Source organism: Sphingopyxis sp. (genome assembly GCF_035565275.1).
Taxonomy (GTDB): Bacteria; Pseudomonadota; Alphaproteobacteria; order Sphingomonadales; family Sphingomonadaceae; genus Sphingopyxis.
The window spans coordinates 1-25,160 of record NZ_DATMST010000112.1 but is presented as its reverse complement, the minus strand read 5'-3'; the positions used below and the strand labels follow the sequence as shown (position 1 = coordinate 25,160).

General features: G+C 63.6%; 27 protein-coding genes and 1 tRNA gene. 22 read left to right on the top strand and 6 right to left on the bottom strand.

The genetic code is table 11. The features are described 5' to 3' along the window. Positions 1 to 173: 173 nt before the first annotated feature. Positions 174 to 1,373, top strand: coding sequence for an AI-2E family transporter (locus tag VN047_RS07730; RefSeq protein ID WP_325541542.1), 1,200 nt, complete (start codon positions 174 to 176; stop codon positions 1,371 to 1,373). Between the two features lie 43 nt (positions 1,374 to 1,416). After that, positions 1,417 to 1,493, top strand: a tRNA-Asp gene (locus VN047_RS07725). An 80-nt stretch (positions 1,494 to 1,573) separates the two neighbouring features. Here the strand turns inward: VN047_RS07725 and VN047_RS07720 are convergent. The 4 genes from VN047_RS07720 to VN047_RS07705 form a co-directional block, all read right to left on the bottom strand. Beyond that, the gene (locus tag VN047_RS07720; RefSeq protein ID WP_325541541.1) at positions 1,574 to 1,804 is read right to left on the bottom strand and encodes a DUF2842 domain-containing protein; all 231 of its coding nucleotides are present in this window, start codon (positions 1,802 to 1,804) and stop codon (positions 1,574 to 1,576) included. Continuing rightward, positions 1,801 to 2,394 carry a 5-formyltetrahydrofolate cyclo-ligase gene (locus tag VN047_RS07715; RefSeq protein WP_325541540.1) on the bottom strand — a complete coding sequence of 198 codons (594 nt, stop codon included), beginning with the start codon at positions 2,392 to 2,394 and terminating at the stop codon, positions 1,801 to 1,803. Before VN047_RS07715 ends, VN047_RS07720 begins: the two co-directional genes overlap by 4 nt. A 266-nt stretch (positions 2,395 to 2,660) precedes the next feature. Further along, entirely contained in the window at positions 2,661 to 3,107 is a 447-nt protein-coding gene (locus VN047_RS07710) for a cell division protein ZapA (protein ID WP_325541539.1), read from the bottom strand. Beyond that, on the bottom strand, positions 3,100 to 3,306 hold the full coding sequence (locus VN047_RS07705) for a hypothetical protein (protein ID WP_325541538.1): 207 nt from the start codon (positions 3,304 to 3,306) through the stop codon (positions 3,100 to 3,102). The genes VN047_RS07710 and VN047_RS07705 overlap by 8 nt, the downstream gene beginning before the upstream one ends. 180 nt (positions 3,307 to 3,486) lie before the next feature. Here VN047_RS07705 and tkt point away from each other — a divergent pair, with 180 nt between their 5' ends. The 7 genes from tkt (at position 3,487) to VN047_RS07670 (ending at position 10,616) form a co-directional block, all read left to right on the top strand. Continuing rightward, a complete protein-coding gene (tkt, locus tag VN047_RS07700) occupies positions 3,487 to 5,454 on the top strand; it encodes a transketolase (RefSeq protein ID WP_325541537.1) in 1,968 nt (655 codons plus the stop codon). Positions 5,455 to 5,489: 35 nt separating this feature from the next. Continuing rightward, a complete protein-coding gene (gene gap, locus VN047_RS07695; RefSeq protein ID WP_325541536.1) occupies positions 5,490 to 6,497 on the top strand; it encodes a type I glyceraldehyde-3-phosphate dehydrogenase in 1,008 nt (335 codons plus the stop codon). Between the two features lie 17 nt (positions 6,498 to 6,514). Next, on the top strand, positions 6,515 to 7,711 hold the full coding sequence (locus VN047_RS07690; RefSeq protein WP_325541535.1) for a phosphoglycerate kinase: 1,197 nt from the start codon (positions 6,515 to 6,517) through the stop codon (positions 7,709 to 7,711). A 4-nt stretch (positions 7,712 to 7,715) separates the two neighbouring features. Further along, on the top strand, positions 7,716 to 8,354 hold the full coding sequence (locus VN047_RS07685; protein ID WP_325541534.1) for a TIGR02466 family protein: 639 nt from the start codon (positions 7,716 to 7,718) through the stop codon (positions 8,352 to 8,354). Next, positions 8,347 to 8,946, top strand: a complete 600-nt coding sequence (locus VN047_RS07680; protein ID WP_325541533.1) for a hypothetical protein — start codon at positions 8,347 to 8,349, stop codon at positions 8,944 to 8,946. Before VN047_RS07685 ends, VN047_RS07680 begins: the two co-directional genes overlap by 8 nt. 140 nt (positions 8,947 to 9,086) lie before the next feature. Continuing rightward, entirely contained in the window at positions 9,087 to 9,956 is an 870-nt protein-coding gene (locus VN047_RS07675) for a fructose bisphosphate aldolase (RefSeq protein WP_325541548.1), read from the top strand. Between the two features lie 3 nt (positions 9,957 to 9,959). After that, positions 9,960 to 10,616 (top strand): O-methyltransferase, encoded by a 657-nt coding sequence (locus VN047_RS07670; protein WP_325541532.1) that lies wholly within the window; start codon positions 9,960 to 9,962, stop codon positions 10,614 to 10,616. On the opposite strand, the gene VN047_RS07665 is transcribed toward VN047_RS07670, so the two are convergent. Continuing rightward, positions 10,613 to 11,011: a hypothetical protein gene (locus tag VN047_RS07665; protein WP_325541531.1), complete on the bottom strand. Its 399-nt coding sequence runs from the start codon at positions 11,009 to 11,011 to the stop codon at positions 10,613 to 10,615. The two genes, VN047_RS07670 and VN047_RS07665, sit on opposite strands and share 4 nt — an antisense overlap. A gap of 35 nt (positions 11,012 to 11,046) precedes the next feature. Between VN047_RS07665 and thiE the strand changes: the two genes are divergently transcribed. The 4 genes from thiE (at position 11,047) to VN047_RS07645 (ending at position 15,559) form a co-directional block, all read left to right on the top strand. Further along, positions 11,047 to 11,685 carry a thiamine phosphate synthase gene (thiE, locus tag VN047_RS07660; protein WP_325541530.1) on the top strand — a complete coding sequence of 213 codons (639 nt, stop codon included), beginning with the start codon at positions 11,047 to 11,049 and terminating at the stop codon, positions 11,683 to 11,685. A gap of 333 nt (positions 11,686 to 12,018) precedes the next feature. Then, a complete protein-coding gene (locus VN047_RS07655; RefSeq protein WP_325541529.1) occupies positions 12,019 to 13,977 on the top strand; it encodes an OPT family oligopeptide transporter in 1,959 nt (652 codons plus the stop codon). Between the two features lie 100 nt (positions 13,978 to 14,077). After that, entirely contained in the window at positions 14,078 to 14,641 is a 564-nt protein-coding gene (gene efp / locus VN047_RS07650) for an elongation factor P (protein WP_054587901.1), read from the top strand. A 99-nt stretch (positions 14,642 to 14,740) separates the two neighbouring features. Continuing rightward, the gene (locus tag VN047_RS07645) at positions 14,741 to 15,559 is read left to right on the top strand and encodes an inositol monophosphatase family protein (protein WP_325541528.1); all 819 of its coding nucleotides are present in this window, start codon (positions 14,741 to 14,743) and stop codon (positions 15,557 to 15,559) included. 56 nt (positions 15,560 to 15,615) lie between these two features. Here the strand turns inward: VN047_RS07645 and VN047_RS07640 are convergent, their stop codons facing one another. Next, positions 15,616 to 16,098, bottom strand: coding sequence for a YbjN domain-containing protein (locus VN047_RS07640; protein ID WP_325541527.1), 483 nt, complete (start codon positions 16,096 to 16,098; stop codon positions 15,616 to 15,618). Positions 16,099 to 16,321: 223 nt separating this feature from the next. Here VN047_RS07640 and VN047_RS07635 point away from each other — a divergent pair, with 223 nt between their 5' ends. The 9 genes from VN047_RS07635 (at position 16,322) to nuoI (ending at position 25,140) form a co-directional block, all read left to right on the top strand. Then, entirely contained in the window at positions 16,322 to 16,696 is a 375-nt protein-coding gene (locus VN047_RS07635; RefSeq protein ID WP_325541526.1) for an NADH-quinone oxidoreductase subunit A, read from the top strand. Then, positions 16,693 to 17,247: a NuoB/complex I 20 kDa subunit family protein gene (locus tag VN047_RS07630; protein WP_037510811.1), complete on the top strand. Its 555-nt coding sequence runs from the start codon at positions 16,693 to 16,695 to the stop codon at positions 17,245 to 17,247. The genes VN047_RS07635 and VN047_RS07630 overlap by 4 nt, the downstream gene beginning before the upstream one ends. Then, entirely contained in the window at positions 17,247 to 18,149 is a 903-nt protein-coding gene (locus VN047_RS07625; protein WP_325541525.1) for an NADH-quinone oxidoreductase subunit C, read from the top strand. Before VN047_RS07630 ends, VN047_RS07625 begins: the two co-directional genes overlap by 1 nt. Then, positions 18,146 to 19,402: an NADH-quinone oxidoreductase subunit D gene (locus tag VN047_RS07620; protein ID WP_325541524.1), complete on the top strand. Its 1,257-nt coding sequence runs from the start codon at positions 18,146 to 18,148 to the stop codon at positions 19,400 to 19,402. The genes VN047_RS07625 and VN047_RS07620 overlap by 4 nt, the downstream gene beginning before the upstream one ends. After that, entirely contained in the window at positions 19,402 to 20,070 is a 669-nt protein-coding gene (locus VN047_RS07615; protein WP_325541523.1) for an NAD(P)H-dependent oxidoreductase subunit E, read from the top strand. The genes VN047_RS07620 and VN047_RS07615 overlap by 1 nt, the downstream gene beginning before the upstream one ends. Positions 20,071 to 20,179: 109 nt before the next feature. Continuing rightward, positions 20,180 to 21,469 (top strand): NADH-quinone oxidoreductase subunit NuoF, encoded by a 1,290-nt coding sequence (gene nuoF / locus VN047_RS07610; protein ID WP_325541522.1) that lies wholly within the window; start codon positions 20,180 to 20,182, stop codon positions 21,467 to 21,469. Next, on the top strand, positions 21,469 to 23,481 hold the full coding sequence (gene nuoG, locus VN047_RS07605) for an NADH-quinone oxidoreductase subunit NuoG (RefSeq protein WP_325541521.1): 2,013 nt from the start codon (positions 21,469 to 21,471) through the stop codon (positions 23,479 to 23,481). The genes nuoF and nuoG overlap by 1 nt, the downstream gene beginning before the upstream one ends. A gap of 130 nt (positions 23,482 to 23,611) precedes the next feature. Next, positions 23,612 to 24,655: an NADH-quinone oxidoreductase subunit NuoH gene (nuoH, locus tag VN047_RS07600; protein ID WP_325541520.1), complete on the top strand. Its 1,044-nt coding sequence runs from the start codon at positions 23,612 to 23,614 to the stop codon at positions 24,653 to 24,655. Continuing rightward, on the top strand, positions 24,652 to 25,140 hold the full coding sequence (gene nuoI / locus VN047_RS07595; RefSeq protein ID WP_037510831.1) for an NADH-quinone oxidoreductase subunit NuoI: 489 nt from the start codon (positions 24,652 to 24,654) through the stop codon (positions 25,138 to 25,140). The genes nuoH and nuoI overlap by 4 nt, the downstream gene beginning before the upstream one ends. The last annotated feature ends 20 nt before the right edge of the window (positions 25,141 to 25,160 follow it).

Here is a 25,160-nt window from a genome sequence, read left to right as displayed (position 1 = left end):
TCCTTGGAGCCGTAAGTCGCCGACAAAGGGTAATTTCTGGTTAAAAAGCAGGAAGAAGAAAGCATTTTGGCCCGGATCGGGACAGGGAGAGGGGTGATGTGTCGCAAAAAGGGGCGACTGGCGCGAAGAGTGAAGCGCGCGTAAGATGAGGCGGTTAACAAGGGAGAGCAGGGGTGGCGGACGACCGGGGCAGCAAGGATGGGCGTTCGTCGCGCGTCAATCCGCTGCACCAGATCGAGATAGACGATTTCCGCCGCGACCGGCTGCTTGCCGCGCTCGCGCTGATTCTCGGCGCCGCTTTCTGTCTCGGGCTGCCCTTTGCCCTGCAGGCCGGCGCCGAATTCTTTTTGCCGCTCACGGCCGCGATCGTGATCGCGATTGCTCTCGTGCCTCTGCTCGAGTGGCTTGAACGGCGCGGCATGCCTTCGGCGCTCGCGGCCTTTCTTGCGCTCGCGACCTTTCTGGCGCTGATCAACGCCGCACTCGCGATCATCGTCGTGCCCGCGACGGGCTGGTTCGCGCGAATTCCCGAATCGATCCCGCGCATCCAGAGCAATCTCGCGCCGCTCATCGATTTTTATTCGACGCTGCAACGCTTCGTCGACCGGACGCTGATGTCGGTGGCCAGCGGGACCGAAGCCACCGCACAGGCGGTCGCGGCCACGGCACCGACCTCGGTCGTCGACTATTTCATCTCGTCGGCGCCCAGCGCGGCGATCCAGCTCTTCTTCGCCGTGCTCGTCATCTTCTTCTTCCTCGCCGGCTGGACGCGCCTGCGCAAAGGGACGATCCGCCGGCGCGGCAGCTTCGACGGGGCCATGCAGACCGCACGCGTGATCCAGAATGTCGTCGACGCGACCGCCGATTATCTGGCGACGATCACGATGATCAACGCGGTCCTAGGCCTGGCGGTGGCGCTCCTGTTGTGGGCACTCGGCATGCCGTCGCCCTTCATGTGGGGCGGAATCGTCAGCATCTGCAATTTCGTGCCCTATCTGGGGCCTATCGTCGCCGCGGTGCTGCTGGGCCTTGGCGGGCTGATGACCTTCGATGCCGTGGGGCTCGCGCTGTTGCCCGCGCTGATCTTCATCGGCGTTCATCTGGTCGAGGCGAATCTGATCACGCCTCTGGTGCTCGGCAAACGGCTGACGATCAATCCGCTGCTGATTCTCGTGTCCCTGAGTTTCTGGGGATGGGTGTGGGGGACGCCGGGCGCGTTGCTCGCGGTGCCGTTGCTGCTGATTTTGCAGACCGTGCTCGCATCGACCGGAACGCCCGATCTGGCCGGTTTCCTGTTCGAACATGGCACGCTGACGACCACCGACGATGTACGTGATCGATTAAATCGCACACAGGATGAAAGCGACGGTTGACAGGTCGGGGCGAGCGCCATATTTGCGCGGCTCCCAAGCACACGCGGGTGTAGCTCAGTTGGTTAGAGTGCCGGCCTGTCACGCCGGAGGTCGCGGGTTCGAGCCCCGTCACTCGCGCCATTCCTTCCTTTTCCGGATGGAATGGCCACCGCGTCTTGGGATGATTTCAGCGACGAAATCTTGTGGGTTGGCGCGGCTTTTCAGCCGCGCCACCGTCCCAGTTCCATCCAGCGCAGCAGCGGCTTCAGCGGCAGGATCCAGACGATCCCTGCAACCAGATAGAAAATCGCCTGCACCAGCACCGGCCATGTCCCGACCCAGGGCGAGAGGTTGACGACGATCCCCGTCCACACCGCGATCAACAACAGAATCAGCAGCATGCCGGCAGGCTTGCGCCAGCTTGGCTTGGGGTCGGCGGGAAGCTGGTTCACAGACGGTCTCCACAGAGGATGAATTCTTGTTCGGTCAATATCGCGTCGAGCGCGACGTCGGTCGATTCGCGCGGCGTAGCGTCGATTTCCTGTACAGACCAGCCAATGCCGATTCGCAGCGCTTCGGGATGCGCGGCAAAATAACGGTCATAGTGACCGCCCCCCTGACCGATCCGGCCGCCCGCGCGGTCGAAGCCGACGAGCGGGCAGAAAATGAGGTCAGGTATCGCCAGCGCCGCATCGTCTGCGGGCTGCCGCGTGCTCCACGGTCCTTTCACCAAAGGTTCGTCCAGTCGCCATCGGCGAAAGTCCATCGCGTCGATGCGGGCGGCATGGTGGGGCAGGGCGAGTGCGCCAGCTTCGGCGACGCCGGCGAACATCGGCAGGATGTCGGGTTCGTCGCCCCACGCGACATAGGCGCCGATGACGGCGTGACCGGCGAGGCGTTCGGATAGCGGCGCGGGCAGCGCGCGGAACGCCGAAAGCTGCGCCATCCCGTCGAGATTCGTTGCGAAATGCTTGCGCCGAAAGCGCAGCTTTTCGCGCAACTTCCGCTTTTGCTGGACCAGATCGGCGGACAAGTCGGTCATCGCCTCCTCTGGGGCCAAGGGTCCTGCCCTGCGTGAATTCGGTTGGCGGGACCGCCGAGGTCGTTTGCTGGAAACTCCTCTGACGCCAGTAACGTCAGGTGGGGACCATATACGTCGGACCAGGGTCCGGGCAGGGACAGCCCCCTAGGATGATGTATCGCCTCAGGGATTTTCGCAAAAGCTCGTGCCGGGCAGTACCCGCCTTCCCCTATGTAGGAGCGCCGGAGTGACGGCTCAAGGGGTTGCGTGCGCGGCGATGCGCGCGCTCAAGGGATTTGTTCGACTTTCGCCGCCAATGCCTCGATCCGGTCGGCGATCTGCAGCAGTGCGCGGTCGTTCGACGAATCCTTTGCCACTGCCGTCGCAAATACGGGTTGGCGTGCCGTCTCCAGTTCCTTGAGCGCGGCTTGTTCGCGGGCCACCGCGGCGCGCAGTTCATCACGCGTCGCTGCCTCGCGGCTCTCGGCGAGCGCGACTGCGGCGCGGAGCGAATCGGATTGGGGTTCGGCCTTCTCGATCCGGCCTTTCGCTTCCTGGGCGTCGTCGGCCAGCATCAATGCCGCGAAAAGCAGTTGGCGAACCTCGGTTCCGCCCTGAATGCCGCGGGCTCTTTCATCGACGACCGCTGCAAGCTGGAGCAGCTGCGATTCCTCGCCGTCGGCGCAGTGGACGTCATAGGGGCGTCCGGCGATCATGAGTTTCACGTCAGCCACGATCGGCCTCCGCGATCAGCCGGTCGAGTTCCCCGATCACGGCGGCGACCTCCGCTTTCAGCGCCGATTGGTCCGCGGCGGGGGCAGCGATGGAGGGAGAAGGGCGGTTTGCCCGGTCGGCGAGAGCCTTTTCGATGCGGCTCAGCGCGCGTTCGATACGGCCGATGGCCAGGCTGGATTCGTCGAGATCGAGTTCCATGGCGAAAGAGGTAGCAGCGCCGGAGGGGGCGTGCAATTGCCCTCGCAGTCCAAAATGCGAGGATTTTCGGTCGCGGGCGGTTGACTCCTGACCCCGCCGCCGCAAAGGGCTGTGCGCATCCGATCCGGACGCCCGGAGTCTCTACGCGTCCGGCACCTGCCAGCCATTTCCGGGGGACCGATGACACAGCCTGAACGTCAGCTTGCCAACGCCATCCGAGCGCTCGCGATGGATGCGGTACAGGCCGCAAACAGCGGCCATCCGGGGATGCCGATGGGCATGGCCGATGTCGCCACCGTCCTGTATTCCGACTATCTGAAATTCGATCCGGTCGATCCGAAATGGGCGGACCGGGACCGATTCGTTCTGTCTGCGGGGCACGGCTCGATGCTTGCCTATGCAACGCTGCACCTTGCGGGCTATGCGCGGCCGACGATCGGCGACATCCGCAATTTCCGCCAATTGCACAGCCCTTGCGCCGGACACCCCGAGAATTTCGAACTTGAGGGCGTTGAAACGACGACAGGGCCGCTGGGGCAGGGATTGGCCACTTCGGTCGGCATGGCGATCGCCGAACGCCATCTCAACGCAATCTACGGTGACGATCTCGTCGATCACCGTACTTGGGTGATCGCGGGCGACGGCTGCCTGATGGAAGGCATCAATCACGAGGCGATCGGCCTCGCCGGCCATCTCGGGCTGGGCCGCCTGACGGTGCTGTGGGACGATAACAAGATCACGATCGACGGGGCGACCGACCTGTCGACGAGCGAGGATATCGCAGCGCGCTATGCCGCGACCGGCTGGCATGTCGAAAGCTGCGACGGGCATGATCCCGTCGACATCCGCCGTGCGATCGACGCCGCACTCGGCGATCCGCGCCCGTCGCTGATCGCGTGCCGTACGATCATCGGTTTCGGCGCGCCGAACAAGCAGGGCACGTCGGCGACGCACGGTGCTCCGCTCGGCGCCGACGAAATCGCCGCAGCGCGCAAGGAACTCGGCTGGACCGCCGAGCCCTTCGACATTCCTGCCGATATCGCATCGGCGTGGGCTGCCTTCGGCGCAAAAGGCAAGGCGCTTCACGCCGAATGGAATAATCGCCTCGCAACCAGCGAAAAGAAAAGTGAATTTGAAGATCGCCTGAGCGGCAAGATCGTTCCGGGCGACTCCTTCAAGGCCTATATCGACGGCCTCGTTGCCGAACCACCGAAGGTCGCGACGCGCAAGGCGTCTGAAAATACGCTCGGCGCGCTGACGGCCGATATCGCGGCGCTCGTGGGCGGCAGCGCCGACTTGACGGGTTCGAACAATACCAAAACATCGTCGACCAAGCCGTTGACGAAGAACGATTATTCGGGCCGATATATCTATTACGGTATTCGTGAGTTCGGCATGGCGGCCGCGATGAACGGCATGGCGCTCCACGGCGGTGTCGTGCCTTATGGCGGTACGTTCCTCGTTTTCGCGGACTATTGCCGCGCGGCGATCCGCCTTTCGGCGCTCCAGCAGCAGCGTGTCGTCTATGTGATGACACACGACAGCATCGGGCTTGGCGAAGACGGTCCGACACACCAGCCGATCGAGCATCTCCAGTCGCTCCGCGCGATGCCGAACCTGCTCGTGCTGCGCCCCGCCGATGCAGTCGAGACCGCCGAATGCTGGGCGCTCGCGCTCGCGCAGGAAGGCCGGCCGTCGCTGCTCGCATTGACGCGTCAGAACCTCCCGCCGCTGCGCCATGACGTCACCGAAAATCTTTGCCTGAAAGGCGGTTATCGTCTTCGCGATGCGTCGGCAGCCCGCAAGGTCGTGCTTGTCGCGACCGGCTCCGAAGTATCGCTCGCGATCGAAATTGCCGACAAGCTCGAAGCCGCCGGCCATGGTGCCGACGTCGTCTCGATGGTCTCGACCGAATTGTTCGATGAACAGACTGCCGCATATCAGGCCGATATCCTGCCCGACGACGCGCTGATCGTATCGATCGAAGCCGGAACGACCTTCGGCTGGGAACGCTATACCGGCCGTCACGGCCTGCGTTTCGGTATCGACAGCTTCGGCGCCTCGGCACCGATTGAAGACCTATTCAGGCATTTCGGCCTTACCGTCGATGCTATCACCCCCCAGATAATGGCAAAGCTCGGCAACTAAGACCGGCTTACTCCACGCAGAAAGGATTTTTCGACATGGCAGTGAAGGTTGCAATCAACGGTTTCGGACGCATCGGCCGCAATGTAGCGCGCGCGATTCTGGAACGTACCGACCATGACCTTGAACTGGTGTCGATCAATGATCTGGGAGATGCCAAGGCGAATGCCCGTCTGCTCCGCCATGACTCGGTGCATGGCGCGTTCAACGGCAGCGTCGAAGTCGATGGCAATGATCTGGTCATCAACGGCAAGCGCATTCAGGTGACCGCCGAGCGCGACCCCGCCGCCCTGCCGCATGCCGCGAACGGCATCGACATCGTGATGGAATGCACCGGCTTCTTCACCAACAAGGCTGGCGGCCAGAAGCATCTCGACGCGGGCGCCAAGCGTGTGCTGATCTCCGCCCCCGCCAAGGAAGTCGATCTGACCGTCGTCTATGGCGTCAACGACGACAAGATCACCGCCGATCACCTGATCATCTCGAACGCGTCGTGCACGACCAACTGCCTCGCACCCTTTGCCAAGGTGCTGCACGAGGCGATCGGTATCGAGCGCGGTCTGATGACCACGATCCATGCCTATACGAACGATCAGAAGATCCTCGACCAGATCCACGACGACCCGCGTCGCGCCCGCGCCGCAGCGATGTCGATGATCCCGACCTCGACCGGTGCAGCGGTGGCCGTCGGCCTGGTCCTGCCCGAACTCAAGGGCAAGCTCGACGGGTCGTCGATCCGCGTTCCGACCCCGAATGTGTCGGTGGTGGACCTGACCTTCACGCCGCTGCGCGAGACCACCAGGGAAGAAGTCAACGCGGTGCTCAAGGCGGCCGCCGAAGGTCCGCTGAAGGGCGTGCTCGGCTTTACCGAGGAACCGCTGGTTTCGATCGACTTCAACCATAATGCGGCGAGCTCGACGATCGACAGCCTCGAAACCGCGGTGATCGACGGCAAGCTGGTGCGCGTGCTCAGCTGGTATGACAATGAATGGGGCTTCTCGAACCGCATGATCGACACCGCGGGCGTGATCGCCAAATTCCTCTGAACCCGAAGGAAACGTCGATGACCGCGTTCAAGACTCTCGACGATATCGGTGACGTCACCGGCAAGCGCGTTCTCGTGCGCGTCGACCTCAACGTCCCGATGTTCGAAGGCGCGGTCAGCGACGCGACGCGGATTCAGGCGGCAATGCCGACGATCCGCGAATTGTCGGACAAGGGCGCCATCGTCCTGCTTCTCGCGCACTTCGGGCGGCCGAAGGGCGCGAAGAACCCGACCCAGTCGCTGAGCCTCGTGATGGGCGGCGTCGAGGATATCCTTGGCCACTCGGTCATGTTCATCCCCGAAGCCGTCGGCGAAGGCGCAAAGGCGGGAATCGCGGTGCTCGCCGCAGGCGACGTCGCGGTGCTCGAAAACACGCGTTTCTATCCCGGCGAGGAAAGGAACGACCCAGCCTTTGCCGACGGACTGGCCGAGATCGGTGACCTGTACGTCAACGACGCCTTTTCGGCGGCGCACCGCGCGCATGGTTCGACCGAGGGTATCGCGCGCCGTTTGCCCGCCTACGCCGGCCGCGCGATGGAAGCGGAACTGAAGGCGCTCGACGCCGCGCTCGGCAACCCCGCGCATCCGGTCGCCGCGGTCGTTGGCGGCGCCAAGGTGTCGAGCAAGATCGACGTGTTGCGCCATCTTGTGAGCAAGGTTGACCATCTGATCATCGGCGGCGGCATGGCCAATACCTTCCTCGCCGCGCGCGGCGTCGATGTTGGCAAATCGCTGTGCGAGCATGACCTTGTCGATACCGCCAATGCGATCTTCGATGCCGCTGACGCGGCGGGTTGCACGATCCACCTTCCCTATGACGTCGTGGTGGCGAAGGAATTCGCCCCCAATCCGCCGACGCGCACCGTCAACGTCCATGAGGTCGCGGCCGACGAGATGATCCTCGACGTCGGCCCCGCCGCGGTGGAAGCCTTGGCAGACGTCCTCAAGAATTGCCGCACGCTCGTCTGGAACGGCCCGCTCGGCGCGTTCGAGACGCCGCCGTTCGACACCGCGACCGTCGCGCTCGCCAGGATCGCCGCCGCGCTCACCCGCGAAGGTTCGCTGATCTCGGTCGCCGGCGGCGGCGATACAGTGGCCGCGCTCAACCATGCCGGTGTTGCAGGCGACTTCACCTTCGTCTCGACCGCCGGCGGCGCCTTCCTCGAATGGATGGAAGGCAAAGCCTTGCCGGGTGTCGTGGCGCTGATGGAGTAGAAGCTTGGAACGGGTAGGCGAAACACGCGTCGAATCGCATTTCGCAACGCCCGTTCTGGCGGCACCATGGCCGGACGCGCCTGCCTGGAATGCAGGTCTGCGCAGTGCGATTCTGGCGCGCCATCAAGCCGACCGCGGCGTGTCGAAGTCGAATCTGATGGGATGGCAATCGGATCTCGATCTGCATCGCTGGGGCGGCGAGGCTGCGTTGCGCTTGCGCGAGCATGTCATCGATCGATGTGCGTCGATCACCATCGGACAGGGCGACCGTCCCTGGATCGCCGAAATGTGGGCCAATGCCTCTCCGGCTGGAGCATCCAACCAGACGCATGCTCATCCGGGCTCGCTTTGGTCCGTGGTCTATTATGTCGACGACGGCTACGCCGGCTCGCAGGATCGCGCGCTCGGAGGAGAGCTGACGTTCCTCGACCCGCGTTTTCCCATGGTGCGCATGTCGATGCCCGACCTTCGCTATCGCCGGCCCGACGACACGCTGGACAACCATGAGGTATGGATGCGGCCACGCAGCGGCCTTGTCGTGATCTTCCCTTCTTGGCTGCAGCACGCCGTGCGGCCCTATCGGGGAGGGGGCGTACGGCTTTCAATCGCGATCAACCTGTATCTGGGCGGCGACCATGGTTGAACTTGTGGTCAACCGGTTTTTCGAAACCCCGCTGATCCGTCAGTCCTTTACGGCCTGCTTCGACGATCTTGCCGCATCGATCCGGCATTCGATGCCCGATCCCGAAGGCGAACCCGTCTGGCATCCGGTCGAGGCCGACGTGATGTCAGACGAGGCCGTTCAATGGGCGCAGCAGATGACAATCCTGGCGGAACGCTTCAGCGCCGATACCGACCGGCGCCCACCGCGCCACGCCTGGGCTCTGTCGCTGGCAGCACGCATCGTACCGGCGGGTCGAAGCGTATCTCCGATCTGCGATAGCGGAGCATATTGGAGCGCGGTCCTGCGACTTTCCGGCGAAGCGGGTGCGGGAGGTGAAATGATAGCCGAGGATCCGCGCATGCCGATGCGGGCCATGCATGAGCCCGGCATTGCGTTTCAGGCCCCCGACGGTGAACTCGACGCGGGCGCGCGCGTCAGCGTCGGGCTGGTTCCGGGCGATGCGGTGCTGATGCCGGGCTGGTTGCGATGCGGTATAAACTATTACCGGGGTACGATACCGGTCGTCGAGCTGGGCCTTTCGCTTTTCGCCCGGCCGTTGGGCGGCGCTTGATCATGTGGCCGGCAATCAGGGGCTGACGGTCGCATACCGGTCGCAACGCATTGCATCGCAGCGTCACCGCCGTTATGCGGCGTGCGCGTCACATACGTATGCAAACGATCGGAGATATTATGACCGCCGCCAATGCCGAGATGCTGGACCAGATCAAATCGGGGCAGGGCTTTATCGCCGCACTCGACCAGAGCGGGGGTTCGACGCCCAAGGCATTGAAGGGATACGGCATCGAAGCGGACGCTTTCTCGAATGACGAGGAAATGTTCGGGCTGATCCACGATATGCGCAGCCGCATCGTCACCTCGCCCTGTTTCAATGGTGAGAAGGTGATCGGTGCGATCCTGTTCGAGCGCACGATGGACGGCGACGCGGGCGGCAAACCGGTTCCGGCGTTGCTCTGGGAGCGCGGGGTCGTGCCGTTCCTGAAGGTCGACAAGGGTCTTGAAGACGAAGCCGACGGCGTCCAGTTGATGAAGGCCAATCCGGGGCTCGATGCGCTTTGCGAACGAGCAGTCGCGAAGGGCGTGTTCGGCACCAAGATGCGGAGCGTCGTCAATCTCGCGAATCCCGTCGGCATCAAGGCCATCGTCGCACAGCAGTTTGCCGAAGCCGCGCGCATCGCCGCGCACGGCCTTGTCCCGATCATCGAACCCGAAGTGAACATCAAGAGCGCCGAGCGCGACGCGGCGGATCGCCTGCTTCTCAAGGAAACGCTGGCGGCGCTCGACGCCTGGACCGACGCGCCGGTCATGCTGAAGCTGTCGCTGCCGACCGAGGCCGGCCTGTTCCAGCCGCTGGTCGATCATCCGAAGGTGCTGCGCGTCGTCGCGTTGTCGGGCGGCTTTGCGCGTCCCGAAGCCTGCGTCGAACTGGCGAAGAACCCGGGTATCATCGCAAGCTTCAGCCGGGCCCTGCTCGAAGACCTGCGCCACCAGATGAGCGATGACGAATTCAACCGCTCGCTTGGCGGCGCGATCAACGAAATTCACGCGGCCTCCGTGGCCTAGGTGATGGGAGAGAGGTGGCAAGCCGTCGACGACTACATCGCCGCCACACTGCTCGGCGACGACGATGCGCTTGCCACCACCCTCGCGAACAACGCCGAACAAGGCTTGCCGCCGATCGACGTGTCGGCGGCGCAGGGCAAGATGCTCTTCCTGCTCGCGCAGATGGCGGGCGCCAGGCGCATCCTCGAAGTCGGAACGCTCGGCGGCTATTCGACGATCTGGCTGGCCCGGGCGTTACCTGACGGCGGATCGCTCGTAACCCTCGAACTCGAAACGCATCACGCGCGGGTAGCGCGAGAAAATCTGGAGCGTGCCGGGGTGTCAGACCGCGTCGACATTCGAGTCGGCCCCGCGGTGGACAGCCTTGCCGCGATGACGGGCGAAGCGCCGTTCGACTTCGTCTTCATCGACGCCGACAAGCAGGGCAATGCCCATTATGTCGCCGAAGCGATCCGGCTCGGCCGCTCGGGCACGACCATCGTCGTCGACAATGTCGTACGCGAAGGCGGGGTGCTGGATGCCGACAGCGATGACGAGCGCATCATCGGGACGCGTGCGCTGTTCGATATGCTGGGCGCCGATCCGCGTCTTGATGCGACCGCGGTGCAGACCGTCGGCGCGAAGAAATGGGACGGTTTCGTCCTAGCGCGGGTGCGCTAGAGTCCGCCCGCGAAGCGGAACGAAAAACGATAATCGTCGGGTTTGATCGCCACATCGGTGCGCTTTTCGGGGCGCACTGATTCGAGCGTGAACTGCCCGTCGGCCAGCTGCGTCGGCTCGCCAAGGGTTGCCTCGAATAGCTGCCTTTCGCCGTTGCCGCGAATCCAGACCATCTTGAGCCGGACGCGGCCCGCCCAGACGCAACGTGCGTTCATCGGGCAACGGCTGTCCTCGACGACTTCAACCGGTTGGACGATCGGGCCGTCAACATAGGCTTTTTGCCCGAGCGCGACATCGCTGCCGTCGGGAAGCGGCGCGTCGCGCGTCGTGGCGCACGCCGAAAGGGCAAGCGCAGCGGGGAGGGCGAAGATCGCGATGCGGTGGATGTTCTGCATTTGCCCGTCTGTGACCTCGCCGCTATGAACGCGCCATGAAAGCACCAACCTGCCAGCTTTACCTCATTTCGCCGCTCGACGTCGGTAGCGATTTTCCCGACCGGTTAACCGAGGCGCTTGACGCCGGGCCGGTCGCGGCGTTCCAGTTTCGCGTCAAGGATATCGACCAGCACGAGGCGGCGCGGCTTGCCGAGCCACTCCAGGCGCTTTGCGCCGCGCGCGACGTGGCCTTTATCGTCAACGATGATATCGCGCTCGCGAAACGGCTGGGCGCTGACGGCGTACATCTGGGGCAGGGTGACGGCGATCCCAGGGAGGCGCGGCAATTGCTCGGGCCGCAAACGCAGATCGGCGTGACGTGCCATGCAAGCCGTCATCTGGCCATGGAAGCGGGCGAGGCGGGGGCGGACTATGTCGCTTTCGGCGCCTTTTTCCCGACGACGACCAAGGCGGTCGAGCATCATGCCGACCCCGAGATTCTCGAATGGTGGCAGGGCATGTTCGAACTGCCCTGCGTTGCGATCGGCGGGATCACCGTCGACAATGCGCATACGCTTGTCGAGGCGGGGGCGGATTTTCTCGCTGTATCGGGCGGCGTTTGGGCGCATCCCGAAGGACCGGCCGCCGCGGTGCGCGCTTTCGGTGCGCTGCTGGAAGATCAGCCGGCGGGATAGTCGCGGCCCGGCGTCTTCGGGCGATCTTTGGGCGCCGGCGGTGCCGCCGCATCCTTGCGCCAGCCAAAAAGGCCGGCGCAAGGCGCCCCGCGCGACGACGTTGCTGCGGTGCCGCGAGGGAGCGGCGGTGTAAGATTTGAAAGGTCGCTATTCATCATGGGCAGCGATATGGCCTTGATGTCGGCCACCATATTGGATCGTTGCGTCAAAAGACCATCGGCCTGTCGCTTTTGGCGTTTCGGTCCAACGGGGCTCGGCCAAAGGATCGACCGGTGGCTTTTTTACTTGCGCGGGACACGGCGTCCCGCAAGACAGCGGGCGGGGAGATTTTTGATGACTGAAACCACCACGCCGACCTCGCGCGGCCGCGAACTCACGATCCGCGCGATCCTGCTTGGCGGCCTGCTGACTTTGGCATTCACCGCGGCGAACGTCTATCTGGGGCTGAAGGTCGGTCTGACCTTTGCGACCTCGATCCCCGCGGCAGTGATTTCGATGGCGCTGCTGCGCTATATGGCGGGTTCGACGATCCTCGAGAATAATATCGTCCAGACGATCGCGAGCGCCGCGGGCACGCTGGCGGCGATCATCTTCGTTCTGCCCGGACTCGTCATGGTTGGTTACTGGCAGGGCTTCCCGTTGCTCGAAACCACCGCGATCACGATGCTCGGCGGCATATTGGGCGTTCTCTTCTCGGTGCCGTTGCGCCGCGCCCTCGTCGTCGATTCGGATTTGCCTTATCCCGAGGGCCGCGCTGCCGCCGAAGTGCTGCAGGTGGGTGCTGCAAGTGCGGAAGGAGCCGAAGAGAATAAGGCGGGGCTGTCGGCGCTGATGTGGAACTCGCTCGTCGCAGCGGGCTTTACCCTGCTCACACAGATGAAGCTTGCGGGGGCCGAAGTCGCGCGCTGGTTCGCGGTCGGCAGCGGCGCCACCGGCGTCGCGGGCGGGCTCGCCTTCGCACTGTTCGGCGTCGGACATCTTGTTGGCCTGTCGGTCGGCATGGCGCAGCTCGTCGGGCTGATCACCGGCTGGTGGGTGCTGCTTCCGATCCTGACGCAAGGCGGGGCAGGCGATGCCGAAACGCTGGCGAACACCGTCTTCCGCGCCGATGTGCGCTTCTTTGGCGCTGGGGTGATCGCGGTCGCGGCGATCTGGACGCTGATCAAGATCGCGGGGCCGGTGCTCGGCGGCATCCGCTCGGCGATGGCTGCGAGCCGCGCGCGGCAGGGCGGGCAGGCGCTGGCGATCGAAGAGCAGGATATGTCGATCAAGTGGGTGTTCGGCGGATCTCTGTTCCTGATGCTGCCGATCGGTATCCTGCTCTGGTCCGAGCTGTCGGGCGGACCGCTCGCCGGCGCGTCGTTCGCGCTGATCGCGGGCGCAATCCTGTTCATCATCATCGTCGGGCTGATGATCGCGTCGGTCACCGGCTATATGGCGGGCCTGATCGGTGCGTCGAACTCGCCGGTGTCAGGCATCGGCATCCTTGCGATCATCGCGTCGTCGCTTCTCCTCCTTGGCCTGCTCGGTCGTGGTGGCGGTGACGAAGAAATCGCCGCGATGGTGGCCTATGCGCTGATCGTCACCGGCCTCGTGTTCGGCATCGCGACGATCTCGAACGACAATCTCCAGGACCTCAAGACCGGTCAACTCGTCGGCGCGACGCCGTGGAAGCAGCAGGTCGCGCTGATCATCGGCGTGATCTTCGGTTCGCTCGTCGTTCCGCCGGTGCTCAACGTGCTCAACGAAACGCTCGGCTTCGTCGGCGCGCCGGGGGCCGGGCCGAACGCGCTGGCGGCGCCGCAGGCAGGGCTGATCTCGTCGCTCGCGCAGGGCGTGCTGGGCGGCGACCTCAACTGGACGATGCTAGGCTATGGCGCGGTCGCCGGGATTGGCTTCATCATCGTCGATGCGCTGCTGGGCCGCGCCGGCAAGCTTCGCCTGCCGCCGCTGGCCATCGGCATCGGAATCTATCTTCCCATGGCGGTGATCCTGCCGGTGGTGATCGGCGCGGTCGGCGGCTGGTTCTATGACCGCTGGGCGGCGAAGCGGCCGAACGCAAGCTTCGCGCACCGTATGGGCGTGCTGACCGCGACGGGCATGATCGTCGGCGAAAGCCTGTTCGGCGTACTCTATGCCGGCATCGTCGCGGGCAGCGGCAGCGATGCACCGCTGGCGGTCGTCGGCGACGGCTATGCGCCCTATGCACCGTGGGTCGGTCTTCTGCTGTTCGTCGGGCTGGTGTGGTTCAGCTACCGGCGCACGCGCGCCATGGTCGTTGCGACTCCCTGACTTGCCCTTCGGTGCGCGCACGGCTAAAGGCGCGCACCTGATAGCGGTGCCGAAGGGCACCGCTTTGCTCTTTCCATCCTTGAAACTGTGAGTGTGCGCGATGAAGATCACCGGTGTTGAAATCCGTCCCGGCAATATTATCGAATATGAAGGCGGCATCTGGAAGGTCACCAAGATCCAGCACACCCAGCCGGGCAAGGGCGGCGCCTATATGCAGGTCGAAGCCAAGAATCTGATCGACGGACGCAAGCTCAACAACCGTTTCCGCAGCGCCGACACGGTTGAAAAGGTCCGCCTCGACACCAAGGATTTCCAGTTCCTCTATGCCGAGGGCGACGACCTGGTGTTCATGGACAAGGACAGCTTCGAACAGATCAACATCGGCAAGGATGTCGTCGGCGAAGCGCACGAGTTCCTGCAGGACGGAATGGACGTCGTGCTCGAGCTTTGGGAAGAACGCCCGATCTCGGTCGAACTCCCCGAAACGATCGAAGCGACGATCGTCGAGGCCGACGCGGTCGTGAAGGGGCAGACGGCATCGTCGTCGTACAAGCCCGCGATCCTCGACAATGGCGTGCGCGTGATGGTGCCGCCGCACATCACCAGCGGAACCCGCATCGTCGTGCATGTGTACGACCGCGAATATGTCCGCCGCGCGGATTAAGTAATGTCGCCCCCGCGCAGGCGGGGGCCGCTGTCGATGTAGAGCAAGATTGCCAACGGCCCCCGCCTTCGCGGGGGCGACGTGTTGGAGGAATAGAAAATGGCCGTATCCGGCATCATCACCGTCATGGAACGCGCCGCACGCAAGGCCGGCACGAAACTGCGCCGCGACTTCGGCGAGATCGAGCATCTGCAGGTCTCGCAGAAGGGGCCCGCCGACTTCGTGTCGAAGGCCGATCAGGCGGCCGAGCGCACGCTTTATGACGAACTGACCCACGCGCGTCCGGGTTGGGGCTTCAAGATGGAAGAGGCCGGCGAGATCGAGGGCGAATATGGCAAGCCGCGCTTCATCATCGACCCGCTCGACGGCACCTCGAACTTCCTTCACGCCATCCCGCATTTCGCGATCTCGATCGCAGTGCAGGAACCCAAGCCCGGCGGCGGCTGGGGCGATGTCACGGCGGCGCTGGTCTACCAGCCCGTCACTGACGAAAGCTATTGGGCCGAACGCGGCCGCGGCGCCTGGCTGCACGACCGGCGCCTGCGCGTCGCGTCGCGTCGCCACCTCAACGAATGCCTGATCTCGACCGGAATCCCGTACATGGGCCATGGCAATATGGCGCAGTGGAGCCGCATATTCGGTGCAGTCGCGCCTGAAGTTGCCGGCATCCGCCGCTTCGGCGCGGCGAGCCTCGACCTCGCGTGGGTCGCGGCGGGGCGCTACGACGGTTTCTGGGAAAGCGACCTCCAGGTGTGGGATGTTGCCGCGGGGATGTTGCTCGTGCGCGAGGCCGGCGGCTTCGTCAGCGATTTCCGCGGCGGCGACCGCGCGATCGAGCGTAGCGAGTTCATTGCTGGCAGCGCGGCGGTGCATTCGAAACTGCAGAAGCTCGTCGCGGGCGCGCTGCGCAACGCGTGATCTTCGTCATGCCGGACTTGATCCGGCAAGTCCGGGGTGACGAGTGATCGTTCAGCTCACTTCTCGAAAACATACTCGCGAAAGCTGTCCATCAGCGACGCCCAGGTATTGAAGGTTTCGCCGACATTCTCGCGCGGGATGCCGCCAAAATCGAGATCGACGTCCATTTCGAGAACCGGATCGCCTTCGTCATCCTTGTATGCGCGGGCGAAGCGCTTGTCCTTGTTCCACTTGTTGAGCTTGTCGAGCGAGACGTCCTTTGCGTCGCTGAAGCCCATGTAATATTGCAGCGTCTTGCATTTCTTGCCCTCTTCGCAGTTCATGAAGAGGACGAGGAATTTGAGGCCGCCGCGATTGCTTTCGATATAGGGATCGTCGCCCGGTTTGGCGACGATCGTCGCTGGCCAGCCCTGCGACTCGACGATCGCCTTGATCGTTGCCGGATTCGTTGCGTTGATCAGCTCGGCGTGTGCCGGAGTCGCCGGAAAAAGTGCGACGGCTCCCAAGGCCAGAGCGGCGCGAACGGTGATTGGTCCCATGGATGCTCCCTTAAACGAAGTTGCGCCCGAAAAGCGCGGCACTGCGACCCTTTTTCGATTGGGTATCACAGCGATAGGGCTGCTCGCCAGCATGCATTATGCTTTTGGTCACACGGGATACGAAAATCCTGCCCGCAGCGCTTGCGACACGCGGCCCGCTGGCCTAAAGCGCCCCCCATAAACGGGTGCGAGACACCCCAAAACAACAGAACTGCGAGCTCCCATGGTCGATCTGACGCAATATTTGCCGATCCTGATCTTTCTGGTCATCGCCGTCGGCCTGTCTTCCGCCTTCGTCTTCCTGCCGATGGGCGTCGCGCGGCTGACAGGGGCGCATAAGCCCGATCCGGCGAAACTGACCGAATATGAATGCGGCTTCCCGGCGTTCGAGGATGCGCGCAGCCAGTTCGACGTGCGTTTCTACCTCGTCGCCATCCTTTTCATCATCTTCGACCTTGAAGCGGCCTTCCTCTTTCCCTGGGCGGTAAGCCTCGAGGAAATCGGCTGGGCCGGTTGGGCCACGATGATGATTTTCCTCGCCGAACTTACGCTCGGCCTTGTGTACGCGTGGAAAAAAGGCGCGTTGGATTGGGAATGAGCACTTCCAGCATCATCATGCCCGGCCAGATGCCGGTCGCTCCCGGTACGAACCCGGATCAGAGCTTTTTCGACGACCTCAACAGCGAAGTCGGCGACAAGGGCTTCCTTGTCACCTCGACCGAGGACCTGTTCAACTGGGCGCGGACCGGGTCGCTCTGGTGGATGACTTTCGGACTCGCGTGCTGCGCGGTCGAGATGATTCACGTCAACATGCCGCGTTATGACATGGAGCGCTTTGGCGCCGCGCCGCGCGCCAGCCCGCGCCAGTCGGATGTGATGATCGTCGCGGGAACGCTGTGCAACAAGATGGCGCCGGCGCTGCGCCGCGTCTACGACCAGATGTCGAACCCGAAATATGTCATTTCGATGGGTAGCTGCGCCAATGGCGGCGGCTATTATCACTACAGCTATTCGGTGGTGCGCGGCTGCGATCGCATCGTGCCCGTGGATATCTATGTCCCCGGTTGCCCGCCGACCGCCGAAGCGCTGCTCTATGGCGTGATGCAGTTGCAGCGGAAAATCCGCCGCACCGGGACGATCGAACGCTGATGGCCAGTCCTGCTCCCCTGATCGCGCCCCGCGAGGGCATTGGTGCTGCGCTCGACAAGCTGCTCGGCGACGACCTGATCGCGCATGCCTTTGTCGTCGGCGAGGACAGCATCACCGTGCGCCGCGAAGCCGTTGCCGGCGTGATGATCGCACTGCGCGACAATCTCGAATATCAGCAGTTGATGGAAATCGCCGGGGTCGATTACCCCGACCGTGCCGAGCGTTTCGAGGTGGTCTACCACCTGCTCAGCGTCACTCGGAATCATCGCCTGCGCGTTCGCGTCTGTACCGACGAAGCAACGCCGGTGCCGAGCATCGTGCCGGTTTGGCCGGTCGCCGGCTGGCTCGAGCGCGAAGTGTTCGACATGTATGGGGTGCTGTTCGCCGGCAACCCTGACCTGCGCCGCATCCTGACCGACTATGGTTTTCAGGGGCATCCGCAGCGCAAGGACTTCCCGCTGACCGGCTATACCGAGCTGCGCTATTCCGAAGAGGACAAGCGCGTCGTTTATGAACCCGTGAAGCTGGCGCAGGATTTCCGCAATTTCGACTTCATGTCGCCGTGGGAAGGTGCCGATTATGTGCTGCCGGGCGACGAGAAAGCCGGCGGGACGGGCGAAGCGCCGGGCAAGGGCGCGCCGTCGCCGATGACTGCGGCGCAGGTAAAGGCGGCTGACGACAAGGCGAAGGCTCCGCCGCCACCGACACCGAAGACCACCGAAAACCCTGCGCAAACAGGGGCAGGGGCAAAGACGAACCTGAAGGCCGCGAAGACGAGTCGCGACGGCGCGAGCGCGAAACCCGCGACCAAAGCCGCGAAAACGCCCGCGACTGCCAAGGCCGAAAAGGCGCCCGCGAAGCCGCGCGCGCCGCGCAAGCCCAAAGGAGGTGACGCATCATGACCGATTCTCCGAACGTGCATCACTATGGCGGCGACCTGTTCGAAGGTTATCCGGTCGATACCGCCGATACCGCGGGCGATCAGGCGGTCACCAACTACACGATCAATTTCGGCCCGCAGCATCCCGCGGCGCACGGCGTGCTGCGTCTCGTGCTCGAACTCGACGGTGAAATCATCGAACGCGTCGATCCGCACGTCGGTCTGCTGCACCGCGGCACCGAAAAGCTGATCGAGTACAAGACCTACCTGCAGGCTTTGCCCTATTTCGACCGGCTCGACTATTGCTCGCCGCTCGGGATGGAGCACTCGTACGTGCTCGCCATCGAGAAGTTGCTCGACCTCGAAGTTCCGGCGCGCGCGCAATATCTGCGCACCTTGTTTGCCGAGCTGACGCGTATCTGCAACCATATGCTCAACATCGGGTCGCACGTCATGGACGTCGGCGCGATGACCCCGAACCTCTGGGTGTTCGAGCTGCGCGAGGATTGCCTCAATTTCTTCGAACGCGCTTCGGGCGCGCGCATGCACTCGGCCTGGTTCCGCCCGGGCGGCGTCCATCAGGATGTGCCCGAGCGGCTGCTCTACGACATCGGCGAATGGTGCGAAAAGCGCCTGCCCAAACTGTTCGGCGACGCGATGAGCCTCGTCATCGACAACCGCATCTTCAAGCAGCGCAACGTTGATATCGCGACGGTGTCGAAGGAAGACGCGCTGGCATGGGGCTTCTCGGGCCCGATGATCCGCGGCAGCGGTATCGCATGGGATCTGCGCAAGTCGCAGCCCTATGATGCCTATGCCAAGATGGACTTCGACATTCCCGTCGGCACGCGCGGCGACTGCTACGACCGTTTCATGGTCCGCGTGCAGGAAGTCTATCAGTCGGCGCGCATCATCCTCCAGTGCCTGCGCGACATGCCCACGGGTCCGATCGCCAGCCTCGACCGCAAGGTCGTCCCGCCGAAGCGCGGCGAGATGAAGCAGTCGATGGAATCGCTGATCCACCACTTCAAGCTCTACACCGAGGGTTTCCACGTCCCCGCGGGCGAAGTTTACGTCGCGACCGAAAGCCCCAAGGGTGAGTTCGGCGTCTATCTGGTCAGCGACGGCACCAACAAGCCGTATCGCTGCAAGATCCGCCCTACGGCGTTCAGCCACCTTCAGGCGATGGACATGATGTCGAAAGGCCACATGCTCGCCGATACTACTGCAATTATCGGCGCCATTGACGTCGTTTTCGGAGAGTGTGACCGCTGATGGCTGACGCACCCAATATTCCCGACGAAGCCGAAACCCGCGCACGCTGGGGCGCTTTTGCGTGGACGGCCGAAAATGCCGAGAAGGCGAAGGCCGTCATCGCGCGCTATCCCGCGGGGCGTCAGCGTTCGGCCGTTATGCCGTTGCTCGACCTGGCGCAGCGTCAGGTCGGCGCGGAAACGCAAACGCAGGGCTGGTTGCCCGTGCCGGTGATCGAATATGTCGCCGCCGCGCTCGATATGCCGTTCATCCGCGCCTATGAAGTCGCTACCTTCTATACGATGTACAACCTCGTCCCCGTTGGCCGCTATCATGTGCAGGTCTGCGGCACGACGCCGTGCCTGCTGCGCGGGTCGGACGATGTCATGGCGGCGTGCAAGAATCGCGGGATGACGAAAGGCAAGACGACGCCCGACGGCCTGTTCACGCTGACCGAGGTCGAGTGCATGGGCACGTGCACCAACGCGCCGATGGTTCAGATCAACGACGATAATTACGAAGATCTCGACTACGACAGCACGGTACGCCTGCTCGACGATCTTGCTGCGGGCAAGACGCCCAAGGCGGGCACGCAAAATCCCGGGCGTCATACGAGCGAACCCGAGGGCGGCCCGACGACGCTGAAGGAAATGGTCGAGGCCAACCACGATTACCGGAAGGATTGGTGATGGCGGTCTGGATTGCGTTGGGTGCCGCTTTCATGGGGGTTGCCGTCGTATTTATTGCAGTCTTTGCCGCACGTCAGGCCGGCAAGCAGAAGGGTGAGTGAGGCCAGCCATGCTCGCTGACAAGGATCGCATTTTCACCAATCTCTATGGGTTCCAGCCATGGAATCTGAAGTCCGCGCAGGCGCGCGGCGATTGGGACAATACCAAGGATCTGATGAAGCGCGGCCAGGACGCGATCATCGAGGAGATCAAGGCGTCGGGCCTGCGCGGCCGCGGCGGGGCAGGGTTCCCGACCGGCCTTAAATGGTCGTTCATGCCGAAGGAGCCGCGCGCCGACCGCCCGAGCTTTCTCGTGATCAACGCCGACGAATCCGAACCCGGTTCGTGCAAGGACCGCGAGATCATCCGCCACGATCCGCACAAGCTGATCGAAGGCGCGTTGATCGCGGGCTTCGCGATGCGCGCGCGCGCCGCATACATCTACATTCGCGGCGAGTTCATCCGCGAGGCCGAGACTTTGTTCGCGGCGGTGCAGGAGGCGTATGACGCGGGCCTGCTCGGCAAGAATGCGGCAAAGTCGGGCTATGACTTCGACGTCTTCGTCCACCGCGGCGCCGGCGCATACATCTGCGGCGAAGAAACCGCGATGATCGAAAGCCTTGAGGGCAAGAAGGGCCAGCCGCGCCTGAAGCCGCCGTTTCCGGCGGGTGCGGGCCTCTATGGCTGCCCGACGACGGTGAACAATGTCGAAAGTATCGCGGTCGTCCCGACGATCCTGCGCCGCGGCGCGCCGTGGTTCTCGTCCTTCGGGCGCGAGAATAACAAGGGCACGAAGCTCTTCCAGATATCGGGCCATGTCGAGCGCCCGTGCGTCGTCGAGGAAGAGATGGGCATCACCTTCCGCGAACTGATCGACAAGCATTGCGGCGGTATCCGCGGGGGCTGGGACAACCTGCTCGCGGTGATCCCGGGCGGGTCGTCGGTTCCGCTCGTCCCCGCAGCCGAAATCATGGACGCGCCGATGGACTTCGACGGACTGAAGGCCGTCGGATCGGGCCTCGGCACCGCCGCCGCGATCGTGATGGACAAGTCGACCGACGTGATTCAGGCGATCAGCCGCATCAGCTATTTCTACAAGCACGAAAGCTGCGGCCAGTGCACGCCGTGCCGCGAAGGCACCGGCTGGATGTGGCGCGTGATGGAACGGTTGCGCACCGGCGACGCCGACATCAGCGAGATCGACACGCTGTTCGACGTGACCAAGCAGGTCGAAGGCCACACGATCTGCGCACTCGGTGATGCCGCCGCTTGGCCGATCCAGGGCCTGATCAAGCATTTCCGCCCCGAAATCGAGCGCCGCATCCGCGAGAATGGCGGCGCGCTGGAGGCAGCCGAATAATGCCTAAAGTAACCGTAGATGGCGTAGAACTCGACGTTCCGCAGGGCGCGACCGTTCTGCAGGCGTGCGAGATGGCGGGGAAGGAAATTCCGCGCTTCTGCTACCACGAGCGCCTGTCGATCGCCGGCAATTGCCGCATGTGCCTCGTCGAGGTCGCGCCCGGGCCGCCGAAGCCGCAGGCATCGTGCGCGCTGCCGACCGCCGAGGGCCAGATCATCAAGACCGACAGCCCGATGGTGAAGAAGGCGCGCGAAGGGGTGATGGAGTTCCTGCTCATCAACCACCCGCTCGACTGCCCGATCTGCGATCAGGGCGGCGAATGCGACCTGCAGGATCAGTCGGTCGCCTATGGCCGCGGTGCGACGCGCTATGACGAGAACAAGCGCGCGGTCACCGAGAAATATATGGGTCCGATCGTCAAGACGGTGATGACCCGCTGCATCCAGTGCACGCGCTGCGTCCGCTTTGCGGAGGAAGTCGCGGGCGTGGAAGATGTCGGCGCGATCTATCGCGGCGAAAATATGCAGATCACGTCGTACCTCGAACGTGCGGTGGGCAGCGAATTGTCGGGCAACATCGTCGATCTGTGCCCGGTCGGCGCGCTGACCAGCAAGCCCTACGCGTTCGAAGCGCGTCCATGGGAGCTGACCAAGACGCTTGGCATCGATATGATGGATGCGGTCGGGACGAACGTGCGTATCGACGCGCGTGGCCGTCAGGTTCTGCGCGTGCTGCCGCGGGTCAACGATGATGTGAACGAGGAATGGGCGAGCGACAAGACGCGCCACCATGTCGATGGCCTCGTCCGTCGCCGCCTCGACCGTCCGTACATCCGCAAGGGCGGTCAGCTTGTCGAAGCATCGTGGAGCGAAGCCTTCGACGCGATCAAGGCCGTCAACGCGGGGGCGTCGGTGGCCGCGATTGCAGGCGATATGACCGATTGCGAAACGATGTTCGCCGCAAAGGCGCTGGTGAACGCGCTCGGCGGTAACCTGCTCGAAGGCCGTCAGACCGGGCTTGATTATGACGTCACCAGCCTGTCGGCGGTCAATTTCAACACCGGCATCGCCGAGGCCGAAAATGCCGATGTGATCCTGCTCGTCGGCACGAACCTGCGCTGGGAAGCGCCGCTCATCAACACGCGCCTGCGCAAGGCGGTATGGAAGAAGGGCGCGAAGGTCTTCGCGATCGGGCCCGAGAAGGATCAGACCTACAAGGTCGAATGGCTCGGCGACGATGCCTCGCTCGTGGCGAAGCTCCCGAAGGCCGCGGCCGATGCGCTCGATGGCGCCGAACGTCCGCTGATCATTATCGGCGGCGGTGCGCTTGCCGTACCCGGCGTTCACGGCGCGGCGCTGGCGCTCGCCAAGTCGGCAAACGCGGTCAAAGACGGCTGGAACGGCTTCAGCGTGGTCCATATGGCGGCGAGCCGCATGGGCGGATTGATGCTTGGCTATGCGCAGCCGGGCGGGATCGGGGATATTGTCCGGGCACAGCCGAAGCTCGCCTTTTTCCTTGGCGCCGACGAGGTCGATTTCACCGCTTTCGACAAGACGGTGAAGGTCTATGTCGGCCATCATGGCGACAAGGGCGCGCATGCGGCCGACGTCATCCTGCCGGCGGCGGCGTGGACCGAAAAGGATTTCACCACGGTCAATACCGAGGGCCGGGTCCAGCGTAGCGAAAAGGCGGTGTTCGCACCGGGTGACGCGCGCGAGGACTGGAGCATTTTCCGGGCGCTCGCCGATGCGCTCGGCGTGTCGGTCGGTTTTGACAGCTTCGCGCAGTGCCGCGCGGCGATGATCGCCGCGGTGCCGGCGCTCGGCGTCGAAGGTCTCGCCGACTATGGCTGGACGGTGCCGAAGCTGCCCGCGAAGCCCGAAGCGCGCGCGATCCCGTCGCCGATCAAGGATTTCTACCTCACCAACGCCATCTGCCGCGCGTCGCCGACGATGCAGCGCTGCTCGGAAGAGCTGGTTCATGGTGTCGATTTTGCGGAGGCCGCGGAATGAACCCGGTGCATGCGATCGCCAGCGTGTTGCTGGTCGGGATGGGCTATTCGGTCTGGCGCGGGTTCAATCCGCGCAAGTCGGAAAAGCCCGGGCCGCATAATGGTTGGAAAAACCAGGACGGGGCCAGGAAATGACCGAGACTTTTATCTCCTGGGGCATGGACCCGAACTGGGCGTGGGGCGTAGCGACGATCGCGGGCATCCTGCTCATCGCGCTGCCGCTGATGCTCGCGGTTGCGATGATCATTTACGCCGACCGCAAGATCTGGGCGGCGATCGCGCTGCGCCGCGGGCCGAACGTCGTCGGTCCGTTCGGCCTGTTGCAGTCGTTTGCCGACGGTTTGAAAGTGTTCCTGCAGGAAACGATCATCCCGACCTCGGCAAACAGAGGCCTGTTCCTGATCGCGCCGATCATCACCTTCACGGTGGCGCTGATGGCGTGGGCGGTGATCCCGTTCAATTCGGGCGCGGTGCTCGCCGACATCAACGTCGGATTGCTCTACATCCTCGCGATCTCGTCGCTCGGCGTCTATGGCGTGATCCTGTCGGGCTGGGCGTCGAACTCGAAATACCCCTTCTTTTCCGCGATGCGCGCCTCGGCGCAGATGATCAGCTATGAGGTCTCGATCGGCTTCATCCTGATCGGCGTCGTGCTGTTCGCCGACAGCTTCAACATGAACGAGATCGTCAAGGCGCAGATCGGCCACGGTCTCGGCATCGTCAACGCCTTCGGCTTCAACCTGCTGCTCTTCCCGCTCGCGGTGATGTTCCTGATCTCGTCGCTCGCCGAAACCGCGCGCGCGCCGTTCGACCTGACCGAAGCGGAAAGCGAACTCGTCGCGGGGTATCAGACCGAATATTCGTCGATGAGCTTCGCGCTCTTCTGGCTCGGCGAGTATGCCAATGTCCTGCTGATGTGCACGCTCAACGCGGTGCTCTTCTGGGGCGGCTGGCTGCCGCCGATCGACTGGGCGCCGCTCTATGTCGTTCCCGGCATCATCTGGCTGTTCGCGAAGATCCTGTTCTTCTTCTTCGTCTTCAGCTGGGTCAAGGCGACCGTCCCGCGCTACCGCTATGACCAGCTGATGCGGCTGGGCTGGAAAGTCTTCCTGCCGATTTCGCTTCTCTGGATCTTCCTGATCTCCGGCTATCTGATGCTGACGAGGTATTCATGAGTACCATTGCCCACCTCATCAAAAGCTTCACTCTGTGGGAGTTTGTGAAAGCGCACGCCCTCACGCTGAAATATTTCTTCAAGCCGAAGGCGACGATCAACTATCCGTTCGAGAAGAACCCGCTGTCGCCGCGTTTCCGCGGTGAGCATGCGCTGCGTCGTTATCCGAACGGCGAGGAACGCTGCATCGCGTGCAAGCTGTGCGAAGCGGTGTGCCCGGCGCAGGCGATCACGATCGAGGCCGAGCCGCGTGAAGACGGCTCGCGCCGCACGACGCGCTACGACATCGACATGACCAAATGCATCTATTGCGGCTTCTGTCAGGAAGCATGCCCGGTCGATGCGGTGGTCGAGGGGCCGAACTTCGAATTCGCGACCGAAACGCGCGAGGAACTGCTCTATGACAAGGCCAAGCTGCTCGCCAATGGCGACAAATGGGAACGCGCGATCGCGGCGAATCTTGCCGCCGACGCGCCCTATCGATAAGGGCGCGCGCACATGATCCA